The following is a 16,936-nucleotide window of genomic DNA, read 5'->3' on the forward strand; positions in this document are numbered from 1 at the left end:
TCGCGGTGATCTGCGAACTGTTCGATTTTTGCGGTCAGGTGTTTGCAGCGGTAGTGACTTTAGGCATGGAAGAGCAATTTATTTGGGCTTTCTGCGCAGAGCTCACCCAACCGCCTCCACCAACACCCGCTGCATCCAATCCACGAACACGCGCAGCCGTTGCGAAGGATGGCGGCGGTGTGGAAACAGCAGATGCATCGGCATTGGATCGGCGTGAAACGCGGACATCACCTGCAGCAGACTGCCAGCCGCCAGCTCGGCACGCACGTCGTAGGCGGGAATCTGAATCAGCCCCAAGCCGGCGATGCAGCAGGCGATATAGGCCTCGGCACTGTTGACGGTGACCCGCCCCGCCAAGGGTTGGCTGCGCAGGACGCCGTTCTCGCGCCACTCCCAGGCTTCTACCCGGCCGTTGCCGGGTGAGGCGTACAGCACGCCCCAGTGTGTGCCCAGCTGCGAGGGATGCGTGGGAAGGCCATGCCGCTCCACATAGGCAGGGCTGGCCACGTTGATCAGCGGCAGCTGGCCCATGCTGCGTGCCACCAGCCGTGAGTCCTGCAACGGACCTACCCGCAACGCGCAATCCACGCCGTCCTCGATCAGGTCGATGCTGCGGTCGGTCATGCCCAGCTCAACATCGATCTGCGGAAACGCCTGCAGGAAACCAGGCAATGCCGGGGCGATGATCAGGCGGCCGATGCGACCGGGCACATCCACCTTGATCCGCCCGCTCAGGGACTGCGGTGATTGCCGGAACAACTGCTCGGCTTCGTCGACGTCGGCGATCAACTGCTGGCAGCGGGCATGGAACAGCAACCCATCCTGGGTGGGCGTTACCTGGCGGGTGGTGCGGTGGAGCAACCGCGTGCCCAGCCGCTGTTCCAGCGTGCGCACCGCTTCGGACACGGAGGAGCGCGGCAGGTTGAGCTGGTCGGCGGCGCGGGTGAAGCCTGCGCAGTCCACTACCCGCACGAAGACCCGGTACAGCTCGATACGATCCATGGCGATTGTCCGGATAGGCCGACAAGTGAAGTCAGAATGACCGGCTTTATCCGGAAAACCAAGTCGATAGGCTCTGTTGGCATTCCCCCAAGCCACAGGAGTTCGCCATGACCGACCATCGCATCCACGGCAAGACCATCCTCATCGCCGGCGGCGGCAAGAACCTGGGCGGCTTGTTGGCCCGGGATTTCGCCAGTCAAGGCGCCAGCGGCGTGGCCATCCACTACAACAGCGAGGCTGCGCGTGCCGAGGCCGAAGCGACTGCCGAAGCGGTTCGTGCAGCCGGCGCCAATGCCCATCTGTTCCAGGCCGACCTGACCTCGGCTGCGGCGATGGAGCGGCTGTTCGATGATGCCAAGCAGGCCATGGGGCGCATCGATATCGCCATCAACACGGTCGGCAAGGTGCTGAAGAAGCAGATGACGCAGATCAGCGAAGCCGAGTTCGATGCGATGGATGCGGTGAACAACAAGGCCGCGTTCTTCTTCCTGAAAGAAGCCGGTCGGAATCTCGCCGACAACGGCAAGGTGTGCACGCTGGTGACGTCCTTGTTGGGCGCATTCACCCCGTTCTATTCCAGCTATGCCGGCACCAAGGCACCGGTGGAGCACTACACGCGTGCGGCGGCCAAGGAATTTGGCGAACGTGGGATTTCGGTGACGGCGATAGGCCCGGGGCCGATGGATACCTCGTTCTTCTACCCCGCTGAAGGCGCGGATGCGGTGGCCTACCACAAGACTGCGGCAGCGCTGTCGCCGTTCTCCAAAACCGGGCTGACCGACATCGAGGACATCGTGCCGTGGGTGCGCTTCCTGGTATCCGAGGGCTGGTGGATGACCGGGCAGACGATTCTGGTCAATGGTGGGTATACGACGCGCTGAAAGCTTCCGCTCATCCGCCCCTTCGGGGCACGGCTAAGCCTGCGATCTGCGAGTCCACGGCCAAGCCTGCGATCTGATAGCCCCTCTCCCGCTTGCGGGAGAGGGGTTGGGGTGAGGGCAGCTCTATGCCTTACCCCAACGACCGCGCCGTATTGATGATGTTCACCCCATCAAAGCGCGTTGTCGCCGAACCGTGCGATACCGCTGATACCTGCCCCGGCTGGCCCTTGCCGTCAAAGAACGAACCGCCCATGCGGAAATCGCGCTCATCGCAGATCGCGCTGCAGGCATTCCAGAACTCCGGCGTGCGGATCTGGTACGCCGCATCCTCGACCATTCCTGCAATCTCGCCGTTCTTGATCTGGTAGCAGAGTTGTCCACCAAACTGCGCGTTGTAGCGCTGCTGGTCGATCGAATACGAACCACGGCCGTGGATGTAGATGCCGTTCTCCACGTTCTTGACCATCTGTGCCGGGGTCAGCGGCGTCTTGCCCGGTGCCAGCGACACATTGGCCATGCGCTGGAACTGCACGCTCTTCCACGAGTCGGCGTAGCTGCAACCGTGTGAGGCGTTCTCGCCAAGGATATGCACCTCATCGCGGGTCGCCTGGTAGTTGACCAGGATGCCGTCCTTGACCAGATCCCACTGCCTGGTCTTCACGCCCTCATCGTCATAGCCCACCGCACCGAGGCTGTAGGGCACGGTCTTGTCGGCGGTGAAGTTGACGATATCGCTGCCCCAGCGGAAGCCTGCCTCGCGCTTGTCCAGCGTGGCGAAGCTGGTACCTGCGTAGTTGGCTTCGTAGCCGAGCACACGGTCCAGTTCCAGCGGATGGCCGACGTTTTCGTGGATGGTCAGGAACAGGTTGGACGGGTCCAGCACCAGGTCGTACTTGCCCGGCTTCACTGACGGCGCAGTGAGCTTGGCGCGCGCCTGCTTGGCGGCGGCGATGGCATCTTCCACCGGATCATAGGAATGGCCGTAGGCCACCACGCCGCCGGGTAGCTGGTGCTTGTCGGCGGCATTGCCCTCGAGGAACTCCCAACCCATGCCGGCAGGCGCCGACAGCCCGGCGCGGGTGCGGAACTTGCCGCTGGTCTTGTCGATGGCGGTGGCGGTGAATGGCAGCCAGATGCGGTGCACATCCTGGTCGATCCACGAGCCGTCGCTGGAGGCGAAGTACTTCTGTTCGTTGACCAGGAACAGCTGCGAGTTGATGAAGTTGGCACCGGCATTGATCGCTGCTGCATTGACCGAAAGCAGCAGATCGACCTTGTCCTTGACCGGTACCGCCATCGCGTTCTGGCGGATCGGCGTCTTCCACTGCACCTCGCCCACGCCCGGCGTCGGTGCCAGTTGTACCGGCTTGGTCTGGATCTTCGCGTTGGCCCTGGCGATGGCAATCGCCTGCGCCACCGCGGCGGCCACGCCCTGCGTGGTGGACTGGTTGCTGGCGGCGAAGCCCCAGGCGCCATTGACGATCACGCGGATGCCGACGCCGGCCGACTCGCTGTTGGTGACGTTCTGCACCTTGTCTTCGCGGGTGACGATGGCCTGGTTGAGGTAGCGGCCGATGCGCACGTCGCAGTAACTGGCGCCGCCCTGTTTGGCCAAGGCAAGCACGGTGTCGGCCAGCAGTTTCTTCTTGGCCACATCGGCCGGTGCAAGCAGCTCCTCGGCAGCAATCAGCTGGGCATTGGGCAGCATGAAACCAGCGAGGCCGAGGCCGGAGAGCGAAAGAAACTGACGGCGTTGCATGAGGGGCGGAACTCCAGAGCCAGCGATGCAGTGCATCGCACAAGACCCTTGAATCTCGGCGGCGCGGGGGTTCAGGCACAAGTGACCATGGTCATGCATGGCGGCAAACAGGCACTGCGGCACAATCTGCGCTGCATTCCCCCAGGCCCCAGAACGATGACCAGCAAGCCGTACTCCGAATCCTGCGAGCGCAACAGTGCACCCATCCTGGAGGTCCTGCAGCAGCATCTGGGCCAAGCCCGCACTGTCCTGGAGATCGGTAGCGGCACCGGCCAGCATGCCGTGCATTTCGCCGCTGCGATGCCGTGGCTGCGTTGGCAGGCCAGCGATCACCGCGACTATCTGCCTGGAATACGTCAGTGGCTGGACGAGGCGGCGTTGCCGAACACGCCCGCGCCGCTGGAACTGCAGGCGGTGATTGGCGAAGGCCTGCAGCCCTTGCCGCCGTTGCCGGTGCATGACGGCCGGGCTGGTTTTGATGCGGTATTCAGCGCCAACACCCTGCACATCATGGGTTGGGAAGAAGTTCAGGCGCTGTTCGCCGGGCTGCCGTCGCTGATGGCGCCAGAAGCGCTGTTCATCGCCTACGGTCCGTTCAACTACAACGGTGCCTTCACCAGCGACAGCAACCGCAACTTCGATGGCTGGCTGAAGGCGCGTGATCCGCGCTCTGGCATCCGCGACCTCGAGGCAGTTGATGCCTTGGCTCGCGCGCAGCAGCTGGAGCTGTGCGAGGACGTGCCGATGCCGGCCAACAACCGTTGCCTGGTATGGCGGCGGATGCGCGTTTGAAGCCGGGCGGGCTAGGATGCGAAGACTTCAGGCAAGGGGCGGGGCGTGATGCAGGGACGTAAGTGGTTGGTGGCGATGGTGCTGGGCTTTGCTCCATTGGTGTGCCTGCAGGCGCAGCCGCTGGATGCGCGGGCAGCTGCGATGCAGGTGCAGGCAAGCTATCCGGGCGTGATCGAGCTGGAGGTGGATGCCAGCGACATCCAGCGCCGTATCCAGCGCGTGCACCAGCGCATTCCCGTAGCGGCTGGTGCGCTGACCCTGTGGTACCCGCAGTGGATCCCCGGCAATCACGCGCCCACCGGCCCGATCAATCAGATGGCCGGGCTGGTCATCCGTGGTAATGGCCAGGTGCTGCAGTGGACGCGCGATTCCGGCGACATGTACGCGTTCAAGCTGCAGGTACCCGAGGGTGTCAGCACACTCGATATCGAGTTCCAGTACCTGTCACCGACCGCTAGCGACCAGGGCCGGCTGGCGATGACGCCGAACATGCTCGATCTGCAGTGGCATCGAGTGCTGCTGTACCCGGCCGGCTATGACGCACGCGGTATCCAGGTCAAACCCAGCCTGCGCCTGCCCGAAGGTTGGCAGAGTGGCACGGCTTTGGATGTTGCACAGCGCAGTGGAGGCAATGAGCAGTACGCAGCGGTGTCGCTGATGACCTTGATTGATTCACCGGTATTCGCTGGCCAGTACTTCAAGCGTTTCGCGCTGGACGAGGCATCCAGGCAGCCGGTGTGGCTGGACGTGGTTGGCGAGAACCCGCAGGGCCTGCAGGCCGATACCAAGGTGCTGGATGCACATCGCGCGCTGGTGCGCGAGGCCGACGTGGTATTCGGTTCGCGCCCGTACACGCGTTACAACTTCCTGCTGGCGGTGTCGGACGTGTTCAGCGGCATCGGTCTTGAACATGCGCAGAGCAGCGAGAACGGCATGCACGACGGCTACCTGCGCGGCGAGCGGCCCTTCCTCGACAACGACCTGCTGCCGCACGAATATGCGCATGCATGGGTAGGCAAGGCTTGGCGTCCACGCCCGACCTGGGTGCCGCATTACAACGCACCGATGCACAACGACGAGTTGTGGATGTACGAAGGCCAGACCCAGTACTGGGCAGTTGTGTTGGCTGCACGCTCCGGGCTGTGGAAGCCGGACTATGCGATGGCGATGCTGGCACAGCTGCAGGCCAACTACACAACACAGCCGGGCCGGCAATGGCGCGACCTGCACGACACCGTGCACCAGGGCATTCTCGACTTCAATTCCAAGCCGCAGGCCTGGGCCGACTGGCAGCGTGCGTTCGAGTTCTATAACGAGAGCACGCTGTTGTGGCTGGGCGTGGATGCACGCCTGCGCAGCTTGTCGAAAGGCAAAGTCACGCTGGACGACTTCGCCAAGCGCTTCCACCAGGGCGGAAAGCAGGGTGAGATTCGCCTGTATGATCGCGCCGATGTGATGAAGGGTCTGGAAGCGGTGCAGGCCGGCAACTGGGATGCCTTCATCGGCAGCCGATTGGATGCCCGTGATGGCAAGGCGCCAGATGGTTTGGCTGCAGCGGGTTGGGAGCTGTACTTCGATGACCAGCCGAATCTTGTGGTTGCAGATGGTGAGGCCGATGGCATTACCGATCTGCAGTATTCATTGGGTTTGAAGATCGGCAGTGATGGTGTGTTGCAGGCTGTTGGCTGGGACAGCCCTGCATTCCAAGCAGGTTTGGCCAAGGATGTGACGGTTGTTGCGGTGAATGGCCTGGCTTATAGCGGTGGCCGCATCAAGCAGGCGCTGAAGGATGGCAAGCAGAGCGGCACGCCGATCGAGTTGATCGTGCGCCAGGCGGACAGCTTCCGTACCGTGCGTATCGATTACCGCGAAGGTGTGCGGTATCCGCATCTGCGGCGGATTGCGGGGACGGCGGATCTGTTGACGCGGATTTTGGCGGCGCGGAGGTAACGAACTGCTCGCGCTGTTGGCTGTTGCTTCTCCCGCTTGCGGGAGAAGGTGGCCCGAAGGGTCGGATGAGGGGAGCTTTTAAAGCAACGGGTCTGCTCGCTAGAAGCTTCCCCTCACCCCAACCCCTCTCCCGCAAGCGGGAGAGGGGCTTCTTGCGCCTCTAGCATTCCGAGTACGTTGAGCCCTCAGTACTCCACCCGATACCCAACCCCAAACGTACGCCCTTGCGCCGGCACGCTAGAAATCTTGCCGTAAGTCGCTTCCGCCTGCTGCCCATAGACCGTCTTGTAGTCACGATCGGCCAGGTTATAGACGCCCACGCTGAAACGCCCACCCTCCAGCGGCAGCTCACCAATCAGATCAAACACCGCATAGCCACGGATCTTCGCCGCCGGCGTCGCGCGGATGGTCGGGCTGACCGCCGCCACCTGCGCGTCACGCCACGCATCATCGGTGCCGCCGACGGCCTGGCCCTGCAAGCGCAGCAGACTATCGTTGGCAAAGCGCCACTGGCCATGCACACCTGCCTTCAACGGCGATACACGGAACGCATTGAGCTCGCGCCACTGGCCGGCCGCATCACGGTACTGACCGCGGGTGCTGGCCACGCTCGCACCCAGCTCCAGTTGCGCGGTAGGCGTATAGCGCAGGTTGGCTTCCACGCCGTACACGCGCTCGTCGGTATCGGCTACCGACACGCTGTAGTTGCGGTTGAACTGCACGGTCTTGTCCGAGCGGTTGTAGAACGCGGTCACTGCGCTCTGTAGCTGCGTGTTGTTCAAGCGCCAGCCCAGCTCGTAGTTGTCGACCTTGATCGGGCCGATGTTGCGGCTGTCGATGACGAAGTTGGCTGGCACGTCACGCAGCATGCGCTGCGTATCGGGCAGGCTGAAGCCCTGCGAGAAGTTGGCAAACAACTGCTGCGCATCGCTGAACTTGTAGACCACGCCGGCATTGAACAGCGTCTGCGAATGGCGCACGCGGCCACCGGCCAGCAGCTTCGGCTGATAGCCAGCCACCGCGTCGGCAGTGATCGCCTCGGTGTAGGGCAGCGAATCCTCCACCTTGTTGCGCAGGATCTGGTGGCGCACGCCGGCCTGCACACTGAAGCGTTCGCTCAGCGCGTGGTCGGCCTGCAGGAACAGACCGGTGGTGTCCACGCGCACATCCGGCCCCATCGCGTATTGCGCGGTCGGCACATAGTTCAGACCATTGCTGGCGATGAAGCGGTTGATGTCGTACATCTGGCCGCTCTGGCTGTCCTTTTCGCGCTCATGGTCCACGCCATAGGACAGCTGCAGGCTGCGCCCGCCGATATCGAAGCCCTTGTGCAGGGCGCTGCGCAGGCCCCAGACGTCGATGTCGGTGTTGGATTGCATGGCCACATAGGCATAGCCACCGGGCAGCGCCGGATGCACCAGCGTCGATACCGATGGGAACCAGCGGCCCTGTTCATTGCGGTAATAGGCCTCCACGCTCAGCTCCTGGCCGCCGAACACATCGCGGTTGCGGTACTGCGCATTGACGCCCTGGTGGCGGGTGCGCGGCTGTGCGCTCAACTGCAGGCCATCGACGGCGTTGTGGCTGGGCTGGTAGGCAGGATTGAACAGCACCGCCAGGCGCGGGCCGTAGTCCGGGCCGTAATCGCTGTCCTGCTGATCGTCATACCAACGCAGGCCCACGCTGAGCTGCTGGGACGGCGCAAGCGCCCACTCGAGGCGCGCGTTGAGTTCCTTGGTCTCGGTGTCCTGACGGTCGGTCTGGGCGATCTCCGGGCCGATGCGGCGGCCATGCGCATCCAGCGACGCGCCCTGGCGGCCATAGGCGATACCGAAGGCACCGCTGAAGCTGTCGCCGCGCACGGTCATGGTCTGCGCGGCATTCCAGGCGAGGTTGTCGCTGGATACATCCGACGGCGTGCGCAGGCCGAGCTGGCTGGCCAGCTGCACCGGCGCATCGCCAGGTTGCAGGGTGATGATGTTGATGATGCCGCCGCTGGCGCCGGCGCCGTACAACGCGGTGGCACCGGAGATCACCTCGATGCGCTCGATCATCGTCGGCGAGATGCTGTTGAGCTGGCGCGAGCCATCGCGTGCGCCGGTCAGCGGCACGCCATCGATCATCACCTGCACGCTGCGGCCACGCATGGTCATGCCGTAATTGCTGGTGGTGCCACTGGCCGGTGCCAGTGACGGCACCAGCTGGCCGAGGATGTCGGCAGTGCTGCGTCCAGCGGCGGTCTGTTGGGCGATCTGCTCGCGCTCGATGGCGTACACGGTGCCGGCGATCTCGGCCACGCTGCGTGCGCCGCGCACGGCGGTAACGCTGACGGCATCCAGCTGGCGGGTGCCGCTGGTGGTATTGGCCTGTGCTGCCAGCTGGCCACTGATGGCCAGGCTCAGCAGGGCGAGCGGAAGCGTTGCTGCGGTATGCCGCATGGTGTCCTCGGAACGTATCAGGGAGAAGAAGGAGAGGGCGCGAAGCGGCGCAGCAGCGGCCGGCACAACAGCAACCCAAGCGCGGAGATGATCGCCAGCGCCACGTAATAAGCGGGGTAGCCCAGGCCCTTGGCGAGGAAGCCGGACAAGGCACCGCCGATGAAATAGATCAGCAGTTCGAAGCACACCAGCAGGGTGAAGTCGGTGCCGGCCTGCTCGCGCGAGCTGAGCCTCATGAACAAGGCATACAAGCTGGTCATCGCCACATAGCGAAGGGCGAGCAGGGCGATCACCAGCGCACCCAGCCCAAACTGCGAGGAGGCAAGCACACCGCTGTACAGCAAGGCGGCCAGCAGCACATACAGAAGCGTGCGCCACCAACCGGCGTGCATCAGCAGCTGTTCGGTGCTGCGCTGCTTGAGTAGCCAGGCCGCGCCTACCGCAGCCAACATGCCAACGCCGGCACCGCCCACCGAGATCAGCAGGCCGATCTCGGTCAGGCTCCACTTCTGGTCGACCAGCAGCGGATTGACCATCGCCATCGCCGGCGCTTCCACCAACCGATACAACACGATCAACAGCAGCGCCCAGCGCAGCTCGGGCCGACGCAGCGCCCGCAGCACGCTCGGCCGTTGCGCGGTTGCCGGACGCGCGCCTTCGTTGATCTGCTGCACGGCGAACAGGGTCAAGGCACTCATCGCCGCCAGACTCAGCAGGGCCACGTTCCAGCCGCGGGTTTCATACAGCCACAGCACGCCTGCGCCGCCGACCATGCTGCCCAGCGCCACGCCCACGCTCTGCGCCATGCTGCCCAGGCGGTGCTCGGCCGGTGCCAAGGCTTCCACCGTATAGCCATCGATGGCGATGTCCTGGGTGGCGGCGATGGTGGAGATCCACATGCCGACCAGCACGAACACGGTCAGGCCATGGTCCAGACCAGTGAAGGCCAACACCAGGATGCCGACCAGCAACAACAACTGGGTCAGCCACAACCAGCTGCGGCGCCGGCCCAAGGCCGGCAGATGCCAACGGTCCACCAGCGGCGCCCACAGGAACTTGAACGCCCACGGCAGGTAGAGCAGCGACAACATGCCGATCCAGCGCAGGTCCACGCCCTGGCTGCGCAGGATGGCTGGTACCGCCACGTTGTAGAAATACAGTGGCAGCGCATGGGCCATGTACAGCGCCACGATGACGCCAAGGCCGAAACGCGAGGCCGCGCCGTGTTCAGTGCGCATCGGCCTGCTCCAGCTGTTGGCCGACCCAGCGCATGCCGTCGGCATCATCGGTGGTGACGTAATAGGGCACGCCCCAGGCCGCATGCAGGGCCGGCGTATCCAGCCGCTGCTGCTCGACGGCGCTGCTGGCGATGCGCACCAAGCCCTTGCAGTAAACGCGGAAGGCGGGCTTGTGCTGCTTGTACCAGACCGCCTGGATGGCGCGGTAATCGTCACTGAAGCTCGCGCCAGGCACGGTGCTGGCAATGAAGTAGAACGGCGTGGCAGCCACGATCAGTGCTTCCACGCGCTGCAGCCAATCACGGATCTCGTCCGCGCTGACCGCATCGTGGAAGACGGCGCGGACCACGGCCGCCTGCTTGATCGTCAAACCCATTGCCATTGACCTTCACTGAATACGGGGCAGAGGCATCCGTACGCCACCTCTCAAATAAGAATAGTTATCAATACCATTGAAAGTTTAGGCGCAGCGAAGGAAAATTTAGGCAGGACCACATTCCGGGATGCCCTGCATGCAGGTTTTCACCTGCGCTGAACTGATGACCGCAGCAAACGCGCTGGGCGGGCAGGTTGATTTCGATGCCGGCATGGCCGACGCCACGCCGGTGCTGGCCGGCTGGCAGCAGGTGCATGCGCTGGACGATGGCGTGTCGCTCTACCTGAGCCGCAGCCGCGACATGGTGGGTGGCTGCAGCCACAACCGTCTGGCACCCGGCATCACCGCCGGTTTCCTGGTGGATGGCGAGGCCGACGTTGCCATCGGCAGGCATCGCTTGCGGCTGGAAGGCAACCATCGGCGAATGCCGACGATGTTGGTCCACCTGCGTGAGGAAGACAGCTTCCAGCGTCATTGGCAGGCCGGGCGACAGGAAGGCAAGGTCAGCCTGCACCTCAGCGATGACTGGTTGCAGCGGCAGCTGCAGGCCGATTCCCGTGGCAGTGCCCGATTGGCACGCGTTTGTAATGGCCATGCCGACAACCATGCATGGCGACCGCCGGCGCCGTTGTTGCAGCGGGCGACGCAACTGCTGGAGAACAAGACCGGTTCGCTGCCGTTGCTGCGCCGGCTGCAGCAGGAGAGCTTTGCCCTGGAACTGGCGGCGGACGTGCTGCAGACACTGGCCAGCGAAGGCAGCGAGAAGCCTTTGGGTGCGCGCCTGCAGCGCTGCGTCACCCGCCTGCAGCAGTGGTTGCAAAGTGGAGAGGCCGACACACTGAGCATCGCGCAGATGGCGCGCCAGCTCGGCACCAATGCAGTGGACCTGCAACGTGGCTTCCAGCATTGCCATGGCCAAAGCATCGCCAACTACCAGCGCGAGCTACGGCTGGAACGCGCCCGCCAGGCACTGCTGCGGCAGCGCGTGCCCGTGGATGTTGCCGCCACCATCGCTGGCTACGCGCACACCAGCAGCTTCAGCGCCGCGTTCAAGCGCCACTACGGCACATCACCCTCGCAGCTGAAGTAGCCAACGCAGTGTTATAGACGCTGCAGCGGTTGTGGGAGCGGCGTAAGCCGCGAAGCCACCAAACCAAAACGCCTGCACGGTCCGCGCATTCAATGATGCCAGCTGGCAGCGAATGAACCGATCAACAAACGCGCAGAACGTGATCATCGCGCCGAACGTTCCGATAAACAGCTCGTGGCATGAAGCCGCCACACCGCGCGACGCAGCAGTTGCATGCGGAGATCACACGCACTTCGTGCACGCCTCGCAGCCGACCACGACCGCAATTCATACCGATGAATTGGCAAGCCGAAGACATCACTACATGGCCATCAACGCGGAAGCGAACGCCTGTTCACCCGCAAATTTTCACTTCGTATCTGCATAGATGACTGCGCACATCACGCATTGGTCCATCAAATTCAACGGCATTCCTTGAGCTTGCTGAATTCAAGCAACAACGCTGCTCATTCAAGCAACTTCACAGTTCATTTATCTGTGCAAACGTCAGCTGAAAGTGCATCACGCTGCTCTGCGAAAACGTAGCTATATTCGAGATCCCCCAAACGTAGGAGGAAGTGGAATGTTCATGACCAAGCAGAAAATGGTGATGGCGCGTACGCTCGGCGTGGCAGTCGTCGTCATGAGCCTGGCGTCCTGTGCAACCTATAAAGAAGAGTTTGCAGGGATCAACTCACGCCTCGATCAACTCGACACGAGGGTGCAGGGCGCAGCACAGAGCGCCGAGTCCGCCAACCAGTCCGCACAGCAGGCCAATCAACGACTGGATCAAATTGAAGGTCGCGTCCAGCAACTCGAAAGGGCACCACGTCGCACACCGCGCGGCTGATCGCTCTGTTCGATTCATGATGAATATCTGAATTCAGGATCCGGTGGCCTTTATCGGCCACTGGTTTCCTCCCCCTCAGTCAGTCTTCATTGCAAGGAACCGTCCCATCCGTACGCACACCTACCCTGTAATCCTCGCCGCCTTTGGCGTGCTGGCGTTCGCGAGCATTGACGCGGCCAGCGCCAAGGATGCCACGGTGCAACAAACGGCAACTTCCGTCGATCAGCTTCCACCGGACCAGAAGGTGTCGGACACGGTGATTGAACTCGCCGGCTGGGTTGTCGCAAGCAAGGACAACCAGGGCTATCCCTTCGCGATCATGGACAAGGCCGCTGCACAGATCCTGGTGTTCAGTGGCGACGGCCGACTGCGCGGCGCCACGCCTGGACTGTTTGGCTCGGCAACCGGCGATCACGTAGCCCCCGGCGTCGCTGGCCTCGCACTGCGCGAGATTCCGGGCCGCGACCGCACCACACCTGCGGGTCGTTACATCGGCGGCTTCGGCCCCTCGCTCGATGCGGGCCGCGTGCTGTGGGTGGACTACGATTCGGCAGTCTCCATCCATCCCACCGCTACCGGCGTGCCCGCCGAGCGACGCGCAGAGCGCCTCGCATCACCAACACCGGACGACAACCGTGTCACCCACGGCTGCATCAACATCGCCCCGGATTTCTACGAGCAGATCGTCAGCCCGACATTCGAGCGCGGCGGCCTGTTCTATATCCTGCCGGACAAGGACAGCCTGGAAGCGACCTTCCCGGAATTCGCAAAGAGTCGCGCCGCCGGGAAAGACAGCGAAGGCAAACACGCAGGGCGCTGAAGAAGGTGCCCTGCCTGCACATCCGCATCAGCTGCGAGAGGCTTCTTCTTTTGTAGGAGCGGCGTAAGCCGCGAAGTAAGCACCGCCTACCGACCTACCAATGCAATCTAATCAATCCACAGTCCTATCAACAAAACCGCGCGCATAAGGCAACACCTCCAAACTACGCCGATCCACCTGCGCCAAAACTTCATCGAAACCAAACGCAGGCTCCCAACCCAACGCCCGCCGGATGACGGCATTGTCGTAAACCCGATCAATGACAGCAGGCAGCGGCCAACCACGCCGCGCATGCTCGGCAACCAACTCCGGGCAACGCTGACGCAGCACTTCAATGGCATCAAGCCCCAATTGCTCAAGGTCTTCGCGCTGAAACGGCGTCGAACCACTGACAACAAATCGACTGAACGAACCAGCCGGTAACGCCAATGCCGCCACATGCGCATCAGCAACATCGCGGACATCAATACCGCGATGCAGGCGCAGCACCGACATCTGATCCGCAGGCTGCGGGAAACAACGTGACATGCGGATGACGCTACGTGTCAGCTCCGCACCGGACCACTCGGCCAGGACCTGCTCGGCTTCCAGCTTGGTGCGGTGATACACAGTCTTGGGCTGCGCCGTCACAGATTCATCGATCCATGTGCAACCCTGCTCGGCGACAGCATCGCCATACAGTGCGGTGGTACTGGTATAGACCACCTGCTTCACACCCGCCTGCTGCGCAGCTTCCAGCAATTGCTGCACACCCGTCACATTGACCCGCTCGAACTCGCGATCAGATACCAGGCCCACATGCGGCGCGTGGTACGAAGCGGTGTGGAAGACCACATCCACGCCCTGCAAGGCCGAGTGCAGCAATCGGGTATCGGTGAAGTCACCAACAAGCGACGAGCATGAGAAAGGGGAGCGGTCGAGGCCAACGACCTCATGGTTTGCGGCAATCGCGTTGTAGATTGCGCGGCCTATCCGGCCTGAACTAACGGTGATAAGAGCTTTCACGAAAAAGTGCGTCTGGCGCCCGGGATCTGCCGGGATGGAGGCATGGTAAATCCACTGCTACATCCAAGGCTATGCGAGAGGCGCGCATGCCCATTGTTGGCCAAGGCCGCCATCGACCCAAAGCGGACCAACGCTGTCCAGAAAGAACTGCGCGACTCAACCACACAATTCTGCACACACCCAGAAGGGACAGGGACTCAGTAATTGTGATTTCCATTCTCTGCAGAAAGCTGGCAACCGCGCTGGTGCGTGTTGAGAATGTGGAAGCCATTCTTCTGTCGTGACATCGACATGGGCGTGTCCGATGCGTCCAGCACAGCCACTATCCAGGAGTGATCGATATGGCTTCACCCAGTCTTGTTGCACTGACCGTTTCATCCTGTGGGCATTGCTGTTGATCGCCTTGATGGAAATCATCCGCTCAAAGCTTGTCCTGCAGAAGTCCGTTGCTGCGAGCGGGTTCAGGCCTGACAACGCGAAGCGGGCGGCGCTAATCCGCGGGCAATTCAAGGACACCTGCAGCTGCCATTTCCGGAGGAGAGCAACATTCTGCATCGAAGGTTCGCAAGGGTCACTGCGAGTCCTACATGGCAACTGCTCGGACTAAGCTGAGCTTTTCCAACAGAGAAAGTGTTTCATCGGTGAACTGACAGCCTGCTTTGAAGAGGGAAAAGCCCACCATGTGGAAACCGTGCCTGCTCGCCGTGTTCTGCGCCCTGATGGCTGGGGCCTGCGACATGGCTGTTGCTTCGCCCGTCCCCGAGTTGCCGCTGCCCAACGAGGCCGAATACACCGCGCAGATCAACGCCTGGCTGGATGAACGGAGTGCGGGGAGAGCTGCCGAACAGCTGAGGTGGCAACGGATAGTGGCAGGTGTCTCGTCAGCGTTGGTTCTGGGCTTTGTGGTCTTCGTCTGGCACACCTGGCGCCTGCGTAAACCCTTGGCCTTTCGCATCAGTCGCCTGCTGCTGTGGACCCCCTGCTTCTTGTTGGCAGGCGCATGGTTTTGGCCCCTCCTGCTGGCCGGGACGGCCCTGGCGCCCGTGATACTAGGCATATGGTGGAAGCGCGCTCTGTCGTGGTGGGAGCTGGGCGTTGGTACGGTCCTTTGTCTCGCGATGCTGGCCGTGATCTGGATGGTGTTCAGCGTGCTGGGCGGCTTGGGAAGGGGGTTATGAAGCCGTATCGGGCTTGTCGTCACAGGTGGGCTACCAAGCGGTGACGGCGCCCGCGTGCGGACTGGCGGCTGCAGTGATGCCTGTCCTAAATTCTGTGTGAAGTGGGGTCTGCACGCAGATTAGCCACCGCACTGTATGACCAAGTGCAGGCCTGAGACCGCACGCGGATCCCTGGTCTAAAACGACTGAGCCTGACTTTCGATTTGGGACATGTAGGTGATTCATACGACCATCCGCCTCTGGCCGCAGGGCGTCATGCGACCCACAGCGGACATTGCGCAGACCCACGTGCGCCGCGCTATGCCGTTGACCGGTCGCGGTGTGGTGTGGCCCAATTTCTCCTGATCGACAGCCCACAGGGCTGCCCAGAAGAGGTTTTCATGTTGGAGCTTGTAACCATCCGATAACCGCACTCCGACCGTTTTTTTGGTTGGGCGGTTATCAATAGCGAATCCGTAGGTGGGCATGACGTGCCCGCCGGTTTTTGCCTATTCCGGATGATTCCAACCAATGAACATCTCCAGATCGGAGCAGCGGGCACTTCATGTGCTCGCCAAGGGCGGGGCTATTGTCCACAGCCGAAATGAGTCAGGTCGCATCGCAGCGGTCGAATGCCGCACCGTCGATGGCTATGTACTCGCAGACTGCACGCTTGAGGTCTTCAAGAAGCTCAAGTCCAAGCGCCTCATAAGCTCAATGTCCGGCAAGCCCTATCGCATCAATGCGGCGGGACTGAAAGCGGTTCGTCCGCAGCTCGACAACCGTTAGCCATCACCTCCGGCCATACGTCGGCGTGATGATGCGCGATCAGCGCAGGCGCCGTGGCCACCTTCGGGAACCATTTCCATGACATCAAATAATGCCGCTGGCACCCAGCCGCAGGTAGTTTTGAATCCTGACGTAAACATTCGGGCGGAGCTGGCAACAGATGCCGATGCCATCGGCCTGCTGACACAACTGGCCTTCGCGCCCCTGGTGCATTCAAGCGGCACGGAGCAGTTCATTGTCGCCGCACTGCGACGTGCAGACCGTCTGGCGATTTCGCTCGTCGCAACCTCCGGCCTTGAGCTGATCGGCCATGTCGCGATATCCCCCGTCACCCTCTCGACGGGGGAGTCGGGCTGGTACGGCTTGGGACCCTTGTCGGTGCACCCACGCTGGCAGAAGCAGGGTGTCGGCTCCGCACTGGTTCACGCTGCGCTCGCCCGAATGCGGGAGTTGCAAATCAGAGGCTGCGTCGTACTTGGGGATCCCGCTTACTACGCGCGCTTCGGTTTCAAGACCTGGCCGGGTTTTTCCTTGCCTGATGTGCCTGCAGAATACTTCCACGCACTAACGTTCGGGTGCGATGTCCCGCGCGCCGAGGTTTCGTATCACGCTGCATTCTTGGCATCGGAGTAGTCGAGAGCCAACCCGGTGCCGGGGGGCCCGACGGGCGCGCCCCCACAGACACCCGCAGAGGGGGGAGGTATGAGGGAAGGGGGCCCCCGGGGGGGGTGGGGGGGGGGGGGGGGGGGGAGTGGGGGGTGGGGGGGCGCTGGGAGGGGGGGGGGGGGGGGCGCGGGGGGGGGGGGGGGG

The 16,936-nt window shown here is 62.7% G+C and carries 15 protein-coding genes; 9 read left to right on the forward strand and 6 right to left on the reverse strand.

Annotated elements, in window-relative coordinates; all coding sequences use genetic code 11:
• Positions 1-102: 102 nt before the first annotated feature.
• Positions 103-1,002, reverse strand: coding sequence for a LysR family transcriptional regulator (locus ACVOK8_RS14135; protein ID WP_481567379.1), 900 nt, complete (start codon positions 1,000-1,002; stop codon positions 103-105).
• A 107-nt stretch (positions 1,003-1,109) separates the two neighbouring features.
• On the opposite strand from ACVOK8_RS14135, the gene ACVOK8_RS14140 reads away from it, so the two are divergent.
• Positions 1,110-1,883: an SDR family oxidoreductase gene (locus ACVOK8_RS14140; RefSeq protein WP_481567380.1), complete on the forward strand. Its 774-nt coding sequence runs from the start codon at positions 1,110-1,112 to the stop codon at positions 1,881-1,883.
• Positions 1,884-2,013: 130 nt separating this feature from the next.
• On the opposite strand, the gene ACVOK8_RS14145 is transcribed toward ACVOK8_RS14140, so the two are convergent.
• Positions 2,014-3,642 carry a TldD/PmbA family protein gene (locus ACVOK8_RS14145; protein ID WP_481567381.1) on the reverse strand — a complete coding sequence of 543 codons (1,629 nt, stop codon included), beginning with the start codon at positions 3,640-3,642 and terminating at the stop codon, positions 2,014-2,016.
• A gap of 156 nt (positions 3,643-3,798) precedes the next feature.
• On the opposite strand from ACVOK8_RS14145, the gene ACVOK8_RS14150 reads away from it, so the two are divergent.
• Both ACVOK8_RS14150 and ACVOK8_RS14155 read left to right on the forward strand, forming a co-directional pair.
• Positions 3,799-4,434, forward strand: coding sequence for a DUF938 domain-containing protein (locus ACVOK8_RS14150; protein ID WP_481567382.1), 636 nt, complete (start codon positions 3,799-3,801; stop codon positions 4,432-4,434).
• Positions 4,435-4,482: 48 nt separating this feature from the next.
• A complete protein-coding gene (locus tag ACVOK8_RS14155) occupies positions 4,483-6,384 on the forward strand; it encodes a M61 family metallopeptidase (protein WP_481567383.1) in 1,902 nt (633 codons plus the stop codon).
• Between the two features lie 185 nt (positions 6,385-6,569).
• On the opposite strand, the gene ACVOK8_RS14160 is transcribed toward ACVOK8_RS14155, so the two are convergent.
• The 3 genes from ACVOK8_RS14160 to ACVOK8_RS14170 are packed head-to-tail and all read right to left on the reverse strand — an operon-like array spanning position 6,570 to position 10,436.
• Positions 6,570-8,822 carry a TonB-dependent receptor gene (locus tag ACVOK8_RS14160; protein WP_481567384.1) on the reverse strand — a complete coding sequence of 751 codons (2,253 nt, stop codon included), beginning with the start codon at positions 8,820-8,822 and terminating at the stop codon, positions 6,570-6,572.
• A 17-nt stretch (positions 8,823-8,839) separates the two neighbouring features.
• Positions 8,840-10,060 carry an MFS transporter gene (locus ACVOK8_RS14165; RefSeq protein ID WP_481567385.1) on the reverse strand — a complete coding sequence of 407 codons (1,221 nt, stop codon included), beginning with the start codon at positions 10,058-10,060 and terminating at the stop codon, positions 8,840-8,842.
• A complete protein-coding gene (locus ACVOK8_RS14170; protein ID WP_481567386.1) occupies positions 10,050-10,436 on the reverse strand; it encodes a hypothetical protein in 387 nt (128 codons plus the stop codon). Before ACVOK8_RS14170 ends, ACVOK8_RS14165 begins: the two co-directional genes overlap by 11 nt.
• A gap of 136 nt (positions 10,437-10,572) precedes the next feature.
• On the opposite strand from ACVOK8_RS14170, the gene ACVOK8_RS14175 reads away from it, so the two are divergent.
• The 3 genes from ACVOK8_RS14175 to ACVOK8_RS14185 all read left to right on the forward strand — a co-directional run bounded on the left by ACVOK8_RS14175 (position 10,573) and on the right by ACVOK8_RS14185 (position 13,175).
• Positions 10,573-11,526 carry a helix-turn-helix domain-containing protein gene (locus ACVOK8_RS14175; protein WP_481567387.1) on the forward strand — a complete coding sequence of 318 codons (954 nt, stop codon included), beginning with the start codon at positions 10,573-10,575 and terminating at the stop codon, positions 11,524-11,526.
• A 562-nt stretch (positions 11,527-12,088) separates the two neighbouring features.
• Positions 12,089-12,355: a hypothetical protein gene (locus ACVOK8_RS14180; RefSeq protein ID WP_296249044.1), complete on the forward strand. Its 267-nt coding sequence runs from the start codon at positions 12,089-12,091 to the stop codon at positions 12,353-12,355.
• Between the two features lie 148 nt (positions 12,356-12,503).
• The gene (locus ACVOK8_RS14185; RefSeq protein WP_481567388.1) at positions 12,504-13,175 is read left to right on the forward strand and encodes a hypothetical protein; all 672 of its coding nucleotides are present in this window, start codon (positions 12,504-12,506) and stop codon (positions 13,173-13,175) included.
• A 111-nt stretch (positions 13,176-13,286) separates the two neighbouring features.
• Here the strand turns inward: ACVOK8_RS14185 and ACVOK8_RS14190 are convergent, their stop codons facing one another.
• On the reverse strand, positions 13,287-14,180 hold the full coding sequence (locus tag ACVOK8_RS14190; protein ID WP_481567389.1) for an NAD-dependent epimerase/dehydratase family protein: 894 nt from the start codon (positions 14,178-14,180) through the stop codon (positions 13,287-13,289).
• Positions 14,181-14,860: 680 nt separating this feature from the next.
• Here ACVOK8_RS14190 and ACVOK8_RS14195 point away from each other — a divergent pair.
• The 3 genes from ACVOK8_RS14195 to ACVOK8_RS14205 all read left to right on the forward strand — a co-directional run bounded on the left by ACVOK8_RS14195 (position 14,861) and on the right by ACVOK8_RS14205 (position 16,759).
• Complete coding sequence (locus tag ACVOK8_RS14195; protein WP_481567390.1) at positions 14,861-15,358, forward strand: hypothetical protein; 498 nt, start codon at positions 14,861-14,863, stop codon at positions 15,356-15,358.
• Between the two features lie 510 nt (positions 15,359-15,868).
• On the forward strand, positions 15,869-16,126 hold the full coding sequence (locus ACVOK8_RS14200) for a YjhX family toxin (RefSeq protein ID WP_481567391.1): 258 nt from the start codon (positions 15,869-15,871) through the stop codon (positions 16,124-16,126).
• Between the two features lie 78 nt (positions 16,127-16,204).
• On the forward strand, positions 16,205-16,759 hold the full coding sequence (locus tag ACVOK8_RS14205; protein WP_481567392.1) for a GNAT family N-acetyltransferase: 555 nt from the start codon (positions 16,205-16,207) through the stop codon (positions 16,757-16,759).
• Positions 16,760-16,936: the final 177 nt, after the last annotated feature.

This window comes from Stenotrophomonas sp. STEN083, assembly GCF_056759195.1.

What these genes read in the sequence shown, in the direction of transcription:
- ACVOK8_RS14135 (WP_481567379.1), bottom strand. Translation starts at nt 1,002, where the DNA reads ATGGATCGTATCGAGCTGTACCGGGTCTTCGTGCGGGTAGTGGACTGC.
- ACVOK8_RS14140 (WP_481567380.1), top strand. Translation starts at nt 1,110, where the DNA reads ATGACCGACCATCGCATCCACGGCAAGACCATCCTCATCGCCGGCGGC.
- ACVOK8_RS14145 (WP_481567381.1), bottom strand. Translation starts at nt 3,642, where the DNA reads ATGCAACGCCGTCAGTTTCTTTCGCTCTCCGGCCTCGGCCTCGCTGGT.
- ACVOK8_RS14150 (WP_481567382.1), top strand. Translation starts at nt 3,799, where the DNA reads ATGACCAGCAAGCCGTACTCCGAATCCTGCGAGCGCAACAGTGCACCC.
- ACVOK8_RS14155 (WP_481567383.1), top strand. Translation starts at nt 4,483, where the DNA reads ATGCAGGGACGTAAGTGGTTGGTGGCGATGGTGCTGGGCTTTGCTCCA.
- ACVOK8_RS14160 (WP_481567384.1), bottom strand. Translation starts at nt 8,822, where the DNA reads ATGCGGCATACCGCAGCAACGCTTCCGCTCGCCCTGCTGAGCCTGGCC.
- ACVOK8_RS14165 (WP_481567385.1), bottom strand. Translation starts at nt 10,060, where the DNA reads ATGCGCACTGAACACGGCGCGGCCTCGCGTTTCGGCCTTGGCGTCATC.
- ACVOK8_RS14170 (WP_481567386.1), bottom strand. Translation starts at nt 10,436, where the DNA reads ATGGGTTTGACGATCAAGCAGGCGGCCGTGGTCCGCGCCGTCTTCCAC.
- ACVOK8_RS14175 (WP_481567387.1), top strand. Translation starts at nt 10,573, where the DNA reads ATGCAGGTTTTCACCTGCGCTGAACTGATGACCGCAGCAAACGCGCTG.
- ACVOK8_RS14180 (WP_296249044.1), top strand. Translation starts at nt 12,089, where the DNA reads ATGTTCATGACCAAGCAGAAAATGGTGATGGCGCGTACGCTCGGCGTG.
- ACVOK8_RS14195 (WP_481567390.1), top strand. Translation starts at nt 14,861, where the DNA reads ATGTGGAAACCGTGCCTGCTCGCCGTGTTCTGCGCCCTGATGGCTGGG.
- ACVOK8_RS14200 (WP_481567391.1), top strand. Translation starts at nt 15,869, where the DNA reads ATGAACATCTCCAGATCGGAGCAGCGGGCACTTCATGTGCTCGCCAAG.
- ACVOK8_RS14205 (WP_481567392.1), top strand. Translation starts at nt 16,205, where the DNA reads ATGACATCAAATAATGCCGCTGGCACCCAGCCGCAGGTAGTTTTGAAT.